Source organism: Streptomyces lydicus (assembly GCF_004125265.1).
Lineage (GTDB): Bacteria > Actinomycetota > Actinomycetes > Streptomycetales > Streptomycetaceae > Streptomyces > Streptomyces lydicus_C.
Window position 1 is genome coordinate 4,205,896 of record NZ_RDTE01000003.1, and the last position, 13,340, is coordinate 4,219,235.

Genomic DNA, 13,340 nt, shown 5'->3' on the forward strand with positions numbered 1-13,340 from the left:
GCCGTACGGACGCCCCCAGGGCCCGTTACGGGGTCATCTCGACGTCAGGCCCTCGTACGCGACCGACTGGCCGATCTGCTGGGCCGCGGTGCCGGAGCGGTGCATGCGCTGCCACTTCAGGCGGGTGCCGAGCAGGAAGGCCACCACGGACTGGATGACCACCAGATACATCAGCTGCCGGTAGACGAAGAGCTGGAGCGGCATCGCCCACAGCGACTTCACCGGCTCCCGGTCGAGCTTCAACGCATAGGCACAACAGGCCAGTTGGAGCCCGAGGAAGCCGAACCACACGGTGGCCGCGAGCACCGGGCCGCGGAACAGCGCCGCGTACAGCGCGAAGACGTCGACGACCGGCGCGAGCAGCGGCAGGGCGACCTGGAAGAGCGCGAGGTAGCTCAGCCCTCGCCGTCCGAACCGCCCCGAAGGACCCACTTCGATGACGGCCCGGCGGTGCTTCCACATCGCCTGGATCGTGCCGTAGCACCAGCGGTAGCGCTGCCGCCACAGCTGCCGCAGCGAGGTGGGCACCTCGGTCCAGGCGATCGCGGACTCCTCGTAGACCACCCGCCAGCCCGCCTGCCACAGGGCCATGGTGAGGTCGGTGTCCTCGGCAAGAGTGTCCTCGCTGACGCCGCCGACGCCCATCAGCGCATCCCGGCGGAAGGCCCCGATGGCGCCGGGGACCGTCGGCATGCACTCCAGCACCTCGAACATCCGCCGGTCGAGGTTGAACCCGAAGACGTACTCCAGGTGCTGCCACTGACCCAGCAGCCGGCTGCGGTTGCCGACCTTGGTGTTGCCGCTGACCGCACCCACCGCCGGGTGGGCGAGCGGCTGGATCAGCCGGTAGACGGCATCCGGTTCGAAGACCGTGTCGGCGTCGACCATGACCACGATCTCGTACCGGGCGTGCGCCAGGCCGGTGTTGAGGGCGGCCGCCTTGCCCGAGTTGTACTGGCGGATCACCTCCACGCGGGGATCGCCGATCCGGACGGCGATGTCCGCCGTGTCGTCCGTCGACCCGTCGTCGATCACGATGATCTGCAGCTGCACGTAGGCGGAGGCGAGCAGCGAACGGACGGTGGACTCGATACCGGCCTCTTCGTTGTAGGCGGGCACGAGCACCGTCACCGGATCGGCGATCTCCCGTAGCCAGGGGGAGCCGGGACGGAAGCGGGTCAGCCGCCGGACGTGCGTCCGGGCGAAGACGACGAGGGACGCCAGCCGCAGCACGCCCAGGGTGCCGGCGATGCCCAGCACCCAGGTCATGCCGTGCACGAAGGTGTAGCCGGCGACCTTGGCCCAGACCAGGGCCGTGCCCAGCGCCTGTTCGGTGCCGGAGACCGTCTTCTCGGCCGGGGCCAGCTTGGCCCCTGCCGTCACGGTGGTGAACTTGTCGACGTTCCGGTCGGCGAGCAGCCGCTCGGTGTCCTTGTAGGCGGTGTCGTTCTGGCCGAACTGCCGGATGAGGCCCTGCGCCGGCTTGCGGTACCACCGGTCGGCGGCGACCAGTGTGTAGCCCTCCGCGCCGGCCTTCTTGGCGGCCTTCCACTCCGCGCCGCACATGGTGTCCGACGAGGTGGTCTGCGGCAGCCGCAGCAGCCTGGTGTGGATGCCCGCCGTGCCGGCCAGCGCCTTCTGCGTCAGCGAGAGCTCCAGCCCGGCACGCAGGGGCGAGGCCTCGCCCATGACCGCGCCGGTGTAGGTGTTCGAGCCGATCTCATGGCCCTCGTCCCTGATCCTCCGTACCAGGTCCGGGTGTTGGGCGGCTTGGGCGCCGTACAGGAAGAAGGTGGCGTGGACGTGGTGCTTGCGCAGCAGGTCGAGCAGCCGCGGCGTCCACACCGGGTCGGGTCCGCCGTCGTAGGTGAGCGCCACCGTACGGGCCGGCATCGCGGCGGTCTTCACGGCGCCGCCGCGAAGATCCACCACCGGGCCGCCCTTCTCCACCGCGGGCGGCACGGGCTGGGTGCAGTCGCTGCGGACCTTGGCGGCATCCACCTCATGGGTGGTCCAGCCCTCGAAGAACAGGGCACCGAACACCAGGGGCAGCACAAGACTCAGCAGCAGCCAATGGCCGCGCGGGTCACGGGACTGGGCATGCCTGCCCCGGTTGTTCCGGGCCCTCACGTCGCACCCGGATCGATATCGGGCGCGGCCGGAACGGTCTCGGACGCGGCCGGGGCGGGGTGTCTCGGGAGAGAGGCGGTGGTGGGGGTGTGGAGGAGTGTGGGGGACTGGGGATGTGGGGGAATGTGGGGGGTGATGCGAAATGTGGGGGTCATGGGGGGTGTGGGGGTGGGGGATGTGGGGGTAGTGCAGGCGCTGCGGGTGCCGGCGGTGACCGTCGGGGCGGCCGCCGTGACGGAGCGGGGAAACGGCACAATGTCCTCGGAGGCCGAGGACTTGGCCGCTCTGCCCGTCACGGCCACTCGCCCGGTCGGAACCCACCCGTCGCCATCGGCGAACGCCCACCGGGGAGCGCATCCGACAGCGGCGGCCGGGTTCCGCACAGCCTTTCCCTGCCTGACCGAAGCGTCGGCACATGGCTGAGAAACGGGTATATTTTGCCGTTTTGTGTTCCGGCTGGCCTCACACATGGTCGGCGAGTGTACTCACCAGTCACCCTCGGCAGTGGAGAACTTCGAACATCTCTCGTCACCTTGACAGCGCTGCGCCGCACCGCCCACACTCCCGCACCCCGCGCACATATGACCAGGTCACAGCCGGTCTCGGGCACGTCGCGCGCGGCCTGGCGCACTTCACTCCACAGCGTCGGGCCACCCCGTTTTGAGAGTGTTCTAACACCTGACGCCGACTCACCCCGGCACGCTCGCGAAGACCCGTCCGGCCAACTCCTGGCCGGAATAGCCCTTATCCCACCGTTCCGACGGATCTAGCGTTGACTCCGTGACCAGATATGAAACCTGGTCACGAAGTCAGAGGGGGGCTGACCGTGGACCGGGTGGAGCGTCGTGGACGCATCCTCGACGTGGCCGGGGACCTGCTCCTCGCCTGGGGCTACGACCGGGTGACGATCGACGAGATCGCCCGGCGCGCCAAGGTCGGCAAGGGCACGGTCTACCTCCACTGGAAGACCAAGGACGCGCTGTTCCTGGCGGTCGTCCTGCGGAGCCAGTTCCGCAACCATCACCTCCAGTTGGAGCGCATGCGCGCCGAGCCGCTGGAGATCCTGCCGAGCCGGATGCTGCGCGGGCTCTTCTGCGACTTCCTGAACGATCCGGTGCTGCGGGCCGTATACACCGGCGATGCCGATGTCCTCGGCCGGCTCAACGACACCGCCAAGAAGGAACTCACCGAGCTGATAGCCGAAGGCGACCGGATGCTGTGCCGCCATCTCGAAGTGCTGCGTGCGCACGGCCTGGTGCACGACGACCTCGAGGTGCACCACCAGCAGTACGCCCTGATGGCCATGGCCACCGGCTTCTTCACGGGCGAGGCCCTGCTCGCCGGCCGGGCCCCGGTCGCCGGGGAGGTACGCGCCGACATACTCGCCCGGACGGTCCGCGGCGCACTGGAGACCCCCGGCGGACAGAAGGCCGCGGCCGCGGCCGCACCGGAAATCATCGCGCTCTACGAACAGTTCGGGGAACTCACGCTGCGCGAGATCCGCCGGCAGGTACGCGACTGATCCGGCTGGTCCGCTTGGTCCGCCCGGTCCGTCCGGTCCTGCCCGGTCCGCCTGCCACGGCGGCGCGACCGGTACCGGGACCGACTCCCAGACCCACCTGTCACACCGGCCTCCCAGACCCACCTCCCACACCGACTTCCCACACCGACTCCCAGACCGACTCCCGACCCGGAGGAGAACGAAAGATGTCGGCATTACCCACCTCACCGTTCGCTGCACACGTCGGGAAACACCCGGGCGAGCCGAATGTGATGGACCCGGCGCTGATCACCGACCCGTTCGCCGGCTACGGCGCGCTGCGCGAGCAGGGCCCGGTCGTCCGCGGCCGCTTCATGGACGACACACCCGTCTGGCTGGTGACGCGGTTCGAGGAGGTCCGCCAAGTCCTCCGCGACCAGCGGTTCGTGAACAACCCGGCGGCGCCGTCCCTGGGCCACGCGGCCGAGGGCAACCCGCTCACCAGGCTGATGGACATGCTGGGCCTCCCCGAGCACCTCCGCCCCTACCTGCTCGGATCGATTCTCAATTACGACGCCCCCGACCACACCCGGCTGCGCCGCCTGGTGTCGCGGGCCTTCACCGCCCGCAAGATCACCGACCTGCGGCCGCGGGTCGAGCAGATCGCCGACGCCCTGCTGGCCCGGCTGCCCGAGCACGCCGAGGACGGCGTCGTCGATCTCATCCGGCACTTCGCCTACCCGCTGCCGATCACCGTCATCTGCGAACTGGTCGGCATACCCGAAGCGGACCGCCCGCAGTGGCGGAAATGGGGCGCCGACCTCGTCTCGATGGAGCCGGACCGGCTCACCGCCTCGTTCCCGCCGATGATCGAGCACATCCACCGGATGGTCCGGGAGCGGCGCGGCGCGCTCACCGACGATCTGCTCAGCGAGCTGATCCGCACCCATGACGACGACGGCGGCCGGCTCAGCGACGTCGAGATGGTCACCCTGATCCTCACGCTCGTCCTCGCCGGTCACGAGACCACCGCTCACCTCATCAGCAACGGCACGGCGGCGCTGCTCACCCACCCCGACCAGCTGCGCCTGCTCCAGGACGACCCGGCCCTGCTCCCCCGTGCCGTCCACGAGCTGATGCGCTGGTGCGGGCCGGTGCAGATGACCCAGCTGCGTTACGCCGCCACCGACGTCGACCTGGCCGGCACCACGATCCACCGTGGCGACGCCGTCCAACTCATCCTGGTGTCGGCGAACTTCGACCCCCGCCACTACACCGACCCCGATCGCCTCGATCTGACCCGCCACCCCGCGGGACATGCGGAGAACCATGTGGGTTTCGGCCATGGGGCGCACTACTGCCTGGGCGCCACACTCGCCAAGCAGGAGGGCGAAGTCGCCTTCGGCAAACTGCTCGCGCACTACCCGAAGATGACGCTGGGCATCGCTCCGGAGCGCCTGGAGCGGACGCCCCTGCCGGGCAACTGGCGGCTGAACGCGCTGCCGGTGCGGTTGGGGTGAGCGCAGCCCCCCCGGCAGGCCGCTCGGGCGGCCTGCCGGGGGGGGGCCGGGGTTCGGCGGATACGGCTCGCCTTCAGCGAGTACGACTCGCCTTCAGTGAATACATGAGGGGGACGCGAGGCCGGTCGCCGGGGAACCGGTGATAGCCGTCGTCGTCACGTCGCAGGGCGGCGAAGCGCTGGAACATCGTCATGTCGTGTTCGTGCAGGAAGTCGATGCGCAGGCCGGCGCCGGCCAGGGCCGAGACGACATCGCCGAGCGGGTGCTGCCATTCGACGCTGCGGTTGTTGACCGTCGGTGCGGCGAAATCCGTGTACGTACCGGGGACCTCCTCCACCCATGCATCGCGGCTGAAGTAGTCGTGGACGAGGCGCGATCCGGTCTCGTCGTCCAGGGCGTCGCACAGCGGGTGGAATTCGGCGAGGTAGAGGAAGCCGCCGGGAGCGACGAGACAGGCGGCGGTGTCGGCCCAGCGCTGCAGGTCCGGGAGCCAGTTCAGGGCGCCGATGCCGGTGTAGACGATGTCGTACGCGGTGTCGGGGACGGCTTCGGCGGCGTCGTAGACGTCGGCGACGACGAACGCGGCGCGGTCCGGGCCGTAGCCGAACTCGGCGGCCAGCTCACGGGCGGTGTCGATCGCGGGTTCGGAGAAGTCCAGGCCGACGACCCGGTCCGCACCGCGATGGGCCCAGGAGAGGGTGTCCTGGCCGAAATGGCACTGGAGGTGGAGGAGGGACCGCCCGGTGACGTCCCCGACCTCCGCAACCTCGAAATCGCGGAGTACGTCGCGCGCCCTGCGGAATCCTTCCTGATCGTAGAAATCGCTCACGGTGTGGATGGCCACGCGCTCGTCCCACAGCGCGCGATTGGCCTCCCACCAGTCATCGGGACCGGTGTGTCTTCGCATTCGGCGAAGTTATCCACAGCCTTGTGGCCCTCGCCAACGGATTTCCGGCGCCGGGCGCAGAATGGGCCCATGACTGACGAGACGACCGCAGACCCAGGCCCCGCCACCGCTCCGAACCCTTCGCACTCTTCACACGCGTCAACGGCCAATTCCCACCACACCGCCGTCGCGGGGACGGCCCCGGCCGACCCGGCAGCGGTGACGGGCGGTGCGGCCGGGGACTCGGGCGGCCCGGCGGATACCCGCGGCGCGGATGCCGCGATGCCGGACTGGGAGAAGCGCTTCCGTGCGCCGCGGATCGGGCTGCCGGACTGGGCCGAGGACGCCCCGGACCGCTCCCTGTTCGTCTCGAACGCCACCGGCACCTTCGAGCTGTACGCCTGGGACCGGGCGACCGGCAGCCGGCGGCGGGCCACGGACCGGCCGAACGGCACGACGGACGGGACGCTGTCGCCGGACGGCGAGTGGATCTGGTGGTTCTCGGACACCGACGGGGACGAGTTCGGCGTCTGGATGCGGCAGCCGTTCGCCGGCGGCCCGGACGAGCCGGCCACCCCGGGGCTCGCCGCCTCGTATCCGGGAGGGCTGGCGATCAGCCGGGACGGCACGGCGGTCATCGGGTGCTCCACGGACGAGGAGGGCTCGACGGTCCACGTCGTACGGCCGGGTGAGGCGCCGGCGGAGATCTACCGGCACCGCGAGTCGGCGGGCGTCGGCGATCTCTCGCACGACGGCTCGCTGATCGCCCTTGAGCACACCGAACACGGCGATGCGATGCACTCCGCGATCCGCGTCGTACGGCCCGACGGGTCCACGGTCGCGGAGCTGGACGACACCAAGGGCGGGACCGAGGAGCTGGGCCTGTCGGTGATGGGGTTCGCACCGGTGGACGGGGATGCCCGGCTGCTGGTGGGGCACCAGCGGCGGGGCCGCTGGGAGCCGATGATCTGGGATCCGCTGACGGGGACGGAGACGGCCCTGGAGATAGACCTGCCCGGAGACGTGGGTGCCGACTGGTATCCCGACGGGTCGGCACTGCTGGTGGAGCACGAGTACCAGGCACGGAGCGAGCTGTGGCGCTACGAGCTGGGCCGGCCGGGCGGCAGCGGTGCTCCGGCCGGCGCCACGGACGCGGCTGCCGCGCCCGGCGGTCCCCGGCTGACGCGGGTCGAGACCCCAACCGGCTCGGTCTCGGGTGCGACGGCACGGCCGGACGGAACGGTGGAGTTCCTGTGGTCGTCGGCGGCACAGCCCCCGGAGGTGCGGTCGACGAGCGGCAAGGTCGTGCTGGACCCGCCCGGTGGAAAGGCGCCCGGTTCGGTGCCCGTACGGGACGTGTGGGTGGAGGGCCCGGGCGGCCGGATCCATGCGCTGGTGCAGCAGCCGGCCGGTGAGGGCCCCTTCCCGACGGTCTTCGACATTCACGGCGGCCCGACCTGGCACGACAGCGACGCCTTCGCCTCGTCCCCCGCGGCCTGGGTGGACCACGGCTTCGCGGTCGTGCGCGTCAATTACCGCGGCTCGACCGGCTACGGCCGCGCCTGGACCGATGCGCTCAAGCATCGTGTCGGGCTGATCGAGCTGGAGGACATCGACGCGGTCCGCGAATGGGCGGTCTCGTCCGGACTGGCGGATCCGGAGCGGCTGGTGCTGTCGGGCGGCTCATGGGGTGGCTATCTGACCCTGCTGGGGCTCGGCACCCAGCCGGATGCCTGGGCGGTGGGCCTGGCGGCGGTCCCGGTCGCGGACTACGTCACGGCGTACAACGACGAGATGGAAGCCCTCAAGGCGATGGACCGGACCCTGCTGGGCGGCACCCCCGAGGAGGTCCCGGAACGCTTCGAGGCGTCGTCGCCACTGACTTATGTGGACGCGGTGCGGGCACCGGTCTACATCTCCGCGGGCGTCAACGACCCGCGCTGCCCGATCCAGCAGGTGGAGAACTACGTCCAGCGGCTGGAGGACCGCGGCCATCCGCACGAGGTCTACCGCTACGACGCCGGCCACGGCTCCCTGGTCGTGGAGGAGCGCATCAAGCAGGTCCGCCTGGAGCTCGACTTCGCCCAGCGGTATGTGATCGAGAAGAGCTAGGCACGGGAGGGACGGGGGAGAGACGGGGGAGGAGGGGGAGAGGAGCCGAGAGGAGGCGGAGAGGGGCGGACAGCCCCGGGGGCGCCCCACGGGGGGGCTGCCGGGCTCCAGGGAGGGCGCGCTCACGGAGCCCGGGCGGGGCGGGTGGCACCAGGGCAGAGCCGGCTGAGTGTCCCGGGTCTCGGGCGGTCGGCCGCGGGGGCACTGCCCATGGGTGGCACCAACCATGGGGGAGATGCCCTGTGGCTCGGGAGCGCGCGTCCGGGGCGCCTCTGCCTCCCGCGCGAAGCGCCCCCGGTGGCCCCCTGCCGCGCGAAGCGCCCCCGGTGGCCCCCTGCCGCGCGAAGTGCCCTCGGTGGCCATAGCCGCCGCCGAGGGCCGGAGGTCGGTGAGGGGTGATCGGTGGTGGGGTGGGTCGGGAGGGGTGGGGAGGGGCGGGGGCGGGGGCCCCGGGGAGAGCAGGGCCGAGCGGAGCAGGGCCCCGTCAAGCAGTGCCGTGATGCGCCAGCGCCGCATGGGGATCGGTGCCCTCGCTGGTGTGGTCGGTGTGCACGGTCGCGGCGGTGAGCCGGGGGACGGCGTGGATCAGGGCGTGTTCCGCGGCGACGGCGAGGGCATGGGCCTGCACCACGGTGAGACGGGAGTCCACGACGATGTCGGCCTCGGCCCGCAGGGTATGGCCGATCCAGCGCATACGGACCTGGCCGATGCCACGGACGCCGTCCACGGTGCGCAGAGCCTTCTCGGCGGCGTCGATGAGTCCGGGGTCGACGCAGTCCATCAGCCGCCGGTAGACCTCCTTGGCGGCGTCGCGCAGCACCATGAGGATGGCGGCGGTGATCAGCAGGCCGATGAGCGGGTCGGCCACCCGCCAGCCGAGGGCCGCGCCGCCCGCGCTGAAGAGGACGGCGAGGGAGGTGAAACCGTCGGTACGGGCGTGCAGGCCGTCGGCCACCAGCGCGGCCGACCCGATCCTGCGCCCGGTGCGGATGCGGTAGCGGGCCACCCATTCGTTGCCGATGAACCCGGCTACGGCGGCCGCTGCCACCGCCCACAGGTGGGTGATGTCGCGGGGGTTCAGCAGCCGGTCCACGGCCTCGTAGGCGGCCAGCGCCGAGGAGACGGCGATCGTCAGCACGATCGCGATACCCGCAAGGTCCTCGGCCCGGCCGTAGCCATAGGTGTAGCGGCGGTTCGCGGCCCGGCGCCCGAGGACGAAGGCGATGCCCAGCGGAACGGCGGTCAGGGCGTCGGCAGCGTTGTGGATGGTGTCGCCGAGCAGCGCCACCGACCCCGACAACACCACGACCACCAGCTGGATCGCGCTGGTCAGGCCCAGGATGCCGAGCGAGAGCCACAGAGTGCGCAGGCCCTCGCGGGAGGTCTCCATCGCGGTATCGATCTTGTCCATGGCGTCATGGCTGTGCGGGGTGACGAGGTGAACGATCCGATGCCGGATCCGTGACCAACGACCGGAACCGTGGTGGCCATGATGCCCCTGGCGGTCATGGGGGCCCTGACGGTCATGGGGGCCTTGGCAGTCATGGGGGCCTTGGCAGTCATGGGGGTCGGGTTGGCCATGACCGGCGAGAGGCGGGTGGTGTGCCTGGGCATGGCGGTCGTGCTGAGGGCGCTGGGGGTGACGGGCGTGATCATGACCATGCGGGTGGGTGCTCTTGCCTGCCATATGGCCTACCGTGGCACGCCGATCCGATTGCGGCTACTGCCGTGATACCGCCTCTGACCAGGTGCAACTTGCTCGCAGTAGCGAGGCCCCGGCGGCTGTTTTCAGGCCCGCTGAGCCGGGGCCGCCTCACCCTGACCGGCGCCCCGCTCCTCGCCCTGAGCCGCGCCCCGCTCCGGCACCGGCTCTTCCTCCGCCACGATCCCCAGCGCCGCGTCCTTGGCGGCTTCGGCATCACGACGGAAGAGCCGGAACCACATGAAGACGACAAAGCCGGCGAAGACGAACCACTCGCCGGTGTAACCGAGGTTCTGGAAGGCCTTGAGGTCCAGGCCGCTGCCCTCGGCGGCGGCCGGGGGCACGGCGCGCAGCGGCGCCTGGGTGTCGGTGAGGGTGATCCAGGCGTCGTAGACCTCGTACGGCACGATGTTGACCAGCGATGCCGCGCTGATCATGCCGAGCTGTCCCTGCGGCAGCCCGCCGCCGGCCTGTACACCGTCGGTGCCCTGGTTCTCGGAAGCCTGCAGCGCGCCGGTGACCGTCACCTCGCCCTTGGGCGGCGCCGGCACCTTGGCCGTGTCGGCCTTCGAACCGGCGTCGCCGGGCAGCCAGCCCCGTACGACCGGCAGCGCCTTGCCGCCGTCCGTGCGCAGCAGATCGAGGACGTAGAAGCCCTGCTGCCGGCCGTGCTTGTCCTTCAAGGTGCGGTCCGGTACGAGCAGTTGGTGCCCGGTGTCGTAGTGCCCGCGGGCGCTGGCCTGGCGCCCGGAGGTGACCGTGTCGACGGGCAGCAGACCGGACAGCGGACGGGCCGCCTCGGTCTTGGCCCGGGCGGAGCGGTCCTCCTGCTGCTGATGGGTGTTGACGCGGTCCTCGAAGCGGCTCAGCTGCCAGCTGCCCATGAAAAGGCACAGCGGAATCGCCAGTAGGGCGAACACATTGATTCCCCACCACCGCGGGGTCAGCAGGAACCGGTACACACCACCACGGTACGGGGCGCGTGCGGCGGGGCCGCACCGCCCCCTCCGGCCTCCTCCGCCCATGCCCCTGCCGTCGCCCCCTTACGGGGCGGCCAGCGGCGCGGTGCGGTACACCGTTCCCGCGCAGGCGTCCGTGACCTTGGCGTCGGCCGCGGAGGGTTCGCCGGCCTCCGGCGTATGGGTGAGAACGATTCCACCGGACGCGCTGCCGCCCCCGGATCCCTCGTCGCCGCCCGCCTGGCCGCCACCATGGCCACCACCGCCACCGCTGCCACCACCGCCGTCGCCCGTAGCCGGGGTCCCGGCGTCCGGGGACTGCCCCGGGTCCTTTGAGGGTGCGGGGGTGGGCGAGGGACCGGGATTGGCGCATCCGGTGGTGCCGCCGCCGGACTGCGGGATCCAGGCGAACTTGACCTCGTACGCCTCCCCCGGCTTGAGAACCAGCTGGTCAGGAGTGGTGGCCGGGTCGGGAAGCCCGGTGGCCTCATCACCCGAGGTGTGGTCGACGACATGGATGCGGTCGGGGTTCGTGGAGCCGTGTGCGACCAGTCCGACGGTGCCGCCGCCCTCCACGGAGCATGCGGCGCCGGAGGTGTTGACCACCCGGAACGTGCCGTAGATGCGGCCCGTGGAGTCCGCGGGAGCGACCGTGCTGCTGCCGTCGCCGAGCTGGTCGCGCCCGCAGACCGGCGAGGTGACGTCCATGGTCTCGTCCGGGCCGGGGGTGGCGGCGCCCGCGCCGGGGCCCGCGCCGTTCCTCCCCTTGGCCTGGCCATTGCCCTGCGGCTCGCCGCCGCCCGGCGTCTCGCCGCCCTGCCGGGTCGGCCGCGGGCCGGCCTGCTCGGTGCCTTCGCCGTGTGTGCCGCCGGTAGAGCCCTGGGCGTGCTGGTTGCTCGCCGCGTTGGCGGCCCGTTCCTCGGAGCCGTCGGCGAGGTTCACCGCGTGGACCATGGCGGGAATGGACGTACCGCCGAGGAGCAGCGCGGCGGCCGCGCCCAGGACGACATGCCGACGACGCTGACGGCGGGCGGGCACCGCGCGGCGCAGCTGTTCCAGCGCGTCCGGCGCGGGTTCCAGGCCGCTCACGCGGGACTGCAGCAGCCGCCTCAGGTCGTCCTCGCCGCCGAAGCCGCCGAAGCCGCCGGTGGGGTGGCTGCGGCCGTGGCCGTCGCCCGCGCCGCCGCCGAAAGCGCTGCCGGTGTGCTCCTCGCTGTCGCTGCCGTACGCGTGGCTCCCGGGCCCCTTACCGGCATCCGCTCCGACCAGGGCGCCGAGCGGGCCGGCCGCCATGCCCGTGGGTGCTCCCCCGGTGCGGGCCGCTGCGTCGCCCGTACCGGCGTGGGCCTGCTCGGCGTGGCCCGCCGGGCCGTCCGTACCGGCAGGTGCCTGGTCCATGCCGGCATGTGCCTGATCCGCAGCGGCAGGTGCCTGCCCCGTTCGGACAGAGGTCTGCTCGATACCGGCGGCGGCCTGCTCCGCGACACCGATGTCATCGCCGCCGCCGGAATTTTGGCCGGATTTCGCGCCCCGCCGGACCGTGTCGTCCTGCCGGACCGTGTCGTCCTGCCGGACCGTGTCGCCCCGCCGGAGGCCCGCACTCAGCGCGTCCCCGGGGAGGCCAGCACCCGGCTCGTCGCCGGGGTGACCGGCACCCCGTTCGCCCCGTTCGCCTCCGGGATGCCCCTGCACCTCGCGCGCCGCGTACGGCTCACGCACCGGGTCGAGCGGCCGGCCCGACGCAACCGGGTCGAGCGGCCGGCCCGACGTCGCCGGGCGCCCCGGGCGGGTCACGCCGGACGGACCACACGAGTCGAACGGGTCACACGAGTCGAACGGGTCGTACCGGCCACGCGTCGTGCCACTCATGCGGGAGCCTCCATCGCGACGCGGAGCGCCGCGATGCCCCGCGACCCGTAGGCCTTGACGGAACCCAGCGATATGCCCAGCGTCTGGGCCACCTGCGCCTCGGTCATATCGGCGAAGTAGCGCAGCACCAGCACCTCGCGCTGCCGGCGCTGCAGACCGCGCATCGCCTGGATCAGCTGGTCCCGCTCCAGCAGGTCGTAGGCGCCCTCCTCGGCGCTCGCCATGTCGGGCATCGGCTTGGAGAGCAGCTTGAGACCGAGGATGCGGCGGCGCAGCGCGGAGCGCGAGAGATTGACGACCGTCTGCCGGAGATAGGCGAGGGTCTTCTCGGGTTCGCGCACGCGTCCACGCGCGGAGTGCACGCGGATGAAGGCTTCCTGGACGACGTCCTCGCAGGAGGCGGTGTCGTCGAGGAGCAGCGCGGCGAGACCGAGCAGGGAGCGGTAGTGCGCGCGGTAGGTCTCGGTGAGGTGGTCGACTGTGGTGCCCGCTGCCATCGCGTCGTCAGTGTCCCCACGCTGCGGGGGAATCTGCGCGGGACGCGTCGTGGTGGGCCAGGGAGCGATCACTGGCATGCTCCCGGACGCAAGGGGCCGCGGCGGGCGCATCGTTGCGCCCGCTGCCCCCGCCGGGGCGATGGTGAATCCGAGTACCTCTGCCACGCTTGTTGGACACGCTTCCC

The 13,340-nt window shown here is 71.6% G+C and carries 10 protein-coding genes; 4 read left to right on the forward strand and 6 right to left on the reverse strand.

Annotated elements, in window-relative coordinates; all coding sequences use genetic code 11:
• Window positions 1–33: 33 nt before the first annotated feature.
• Window positions 34–2,130, reverse strand: coding sequence for a bifunctional polysaccharide deacetylase/glycosyltransferase family 2 protein (locus tag D9V36_RS20770; RefSeq protein WP_129295107.1), 2,097 nt, complete (start codon window positions 2,128–2,130; stop codon window positions 34–36).
• A gap of 835 nt (window positions 2,131–2,965) precedes the next feature.
• On the opposite strand from D9V36_RS20770, the gene D9V36_RS20775 reads away from it, so the two are divergent.
• Window positions 2,966–3,652, forward strand: coding sequence for a TetR/AcrR family transcriptional regulator (locus tag D9V36_RS20775; RefSeq protein WP_241720956.1), 687 nt, complete (start codon window positions 2,966–2,968; stop codon window positions 3,650–3,652).
• 185 nt (window positions 3,653–3,837) lie between these two features.
• The gene (locus D9V36_RS20780; RefSeq protein ID WP_129295109.1) at window positions 3,838–5,130 is read left to right on the forward strand and encodes a cytochrome P450 family protein; all 1,293 of its coding nucleotides are present in this window, start codon (window positions 3,838–3,840) and stop codon (window positions 5,128–5,130) included.
• A gap of 73 nt (window positions 5,131–5,203) precedes the next feature.
• On the opposite strand, the gene D9V36_RS20785 is transcribed toward D9V36_RS20780, so the two are convergent.
• Window positions 5,204–6,037, reverse strand: coding sequence for a class I SAM-dependent methyltransferase (locus D9V36_RS20785; RefSeq protein ID WP_129295110.1), 834 nt, complete (start codon window positions 6,035–6,037; stop codon window positions 5,204–5,206).
• A gap of 261 nt (window positions 6,038–6,298) precedes the next feature.
• Between D9V36_RS20785 and D9V36_RS20790 the strand changes: the two genes are divergently transcribed.
• Window positions 6,299–8,128, forward strand: a complete 1,830-nt coding sequence (locus tag D9V36_RS20790; RefSeq protein WP_129298568.1) for a S9 family peptidase — start codon at window positions 6,299–6,301, stop codon at window positions 8,126–8,128.
• Window positions 8,129–8,612: 484 nt separating this feature from the next.
• Here the strand turns inward: D9V36_RS20790 and D9V36_RS20795 are convergent, their stop codons facing one another.
• Complete coding sequence (locus D9V36_RS20795) at window positions 8,613–9,587, reverse strand: cation diffusion facilitator family transporter (RefSeq protein WP_129298569.1); 975 nt, start codon at window positions 9,585–9,587, stop codon at window positions 8,613–8,615.
• Between the two features lie 30 nt (window positions 9,588–9,617).
• Here D9V36_RS20795 and D9V36_RS43090 point away from each other — a divergent pair, with 30 nt between their 5' ends.
• Window positions 9,618–9,860 carry a hypothetical protein gene (locus D9V36_RS43090; protein ID WP_164992851.1) on the forward strand — a complete coding sequence of 81 codons (243 nt, stop codon included), beginning with the start codon at window positions 9,618–9,620 and terminating at the stop codon, window positions 9,858–9,860.
• 56 nt (window positions 9,861–9,916) lie between these two features.
• Here D9V36_RS43090 and D9V36_RS20800 read toward each other — a convergent pair whose 3' ends face one another.
• From D9V36_RS20800 to D9V36_RS20810, 3 genes are all read right to left on the reverse strand, one after another.
• The gene (locus tag D9V36_RS20800) at window positions 9,917–10,792 is read right to left on the reverse strand and encodes an SURF1 family protein (protein WP_129295111.1); all 876 of its coding nucleotides are present in this window, start codon (window positions 10,790–10,792) and stop codon (window positions 9,917–9,919) included.
• An 81-nt stretch (window positions 10,793–10,873) separates the two neighbouring features.
• Window positions 10,874–12,658 (reverse strand): hypothetical protein, encoded by a 1,785-nt coding sequence (locus tag D9V36_RS42145; RefSeq protein WP_241720958.1) that lies wholly within the window; start codon window positions 12,656–12,658, stop codon window positions 10,874–10,876.
• Complete coding sequence (locus D9V36_RS20810) at window positions 12,655–13,266, reverse strand: SigE family RNA polymerase sigma factor (RefSeq protein WP_381655345.1); 612 nt, start codon at window positions 13,264–13,266, stop codon at window positions 12,655–12,657. Before D9V36_RS20810 ends, D9V36_RS42145 begins: the two co-directional genes overlap by 4 nt.
• Window positions 13,267–13,340: the final 74 nt, after the last annotated feature.

What these genes read in the sequence shown, in the direction of transcription:
- D9V36_RS20780 (WP_129295109.1), top strand. Translation starts at nt 3,838, where the DNA reads ATGTCGGCATTACCCACCTCACCGTTCGCTGCACACGTCGGGAAACAC.
- D9V36_RS43090 (WP_164992851.1), top strand. Translation starts at nt 9,618, where the DNA reads ATGATGCCCCTGGCGGTCATGGGGGCCCTGACGGTCATGGGGGCCTTG.
- D9V36_RS20810 (WP_381655345.1), bottom strand. Translation starts at nt 13,266, where the DNA reads ATGCGCCCGCCGCGGCCCCTTGCGTCCGGGAGCATGCCAGTGATCGCT.
- D9V36_RS42145 (WP_241720958.1), bottom strand. Translation starts at nt 12,658, where the DNA reads ATGAGTGGCACGACGCGTGGCCGGTACGACCCGTTCGACTCGTGTGAC.
- D9V36_RS20790 (WP_129298568.1), top strand. Translation starts at nt 6,299, where the DNA reads ATGCCGGACTGGGAGAAGCGCTTCCGTGCGCCGCGGATCGGGCTGCCG.
- D9V36_RS20785 (WP_129295110.1), bottom strand. Translation starts at nt 6,037, where the DNA reads ATGCGAAGACACACCGGTCCCGATGACTGGTGGGAGGCCAATCGCGCG.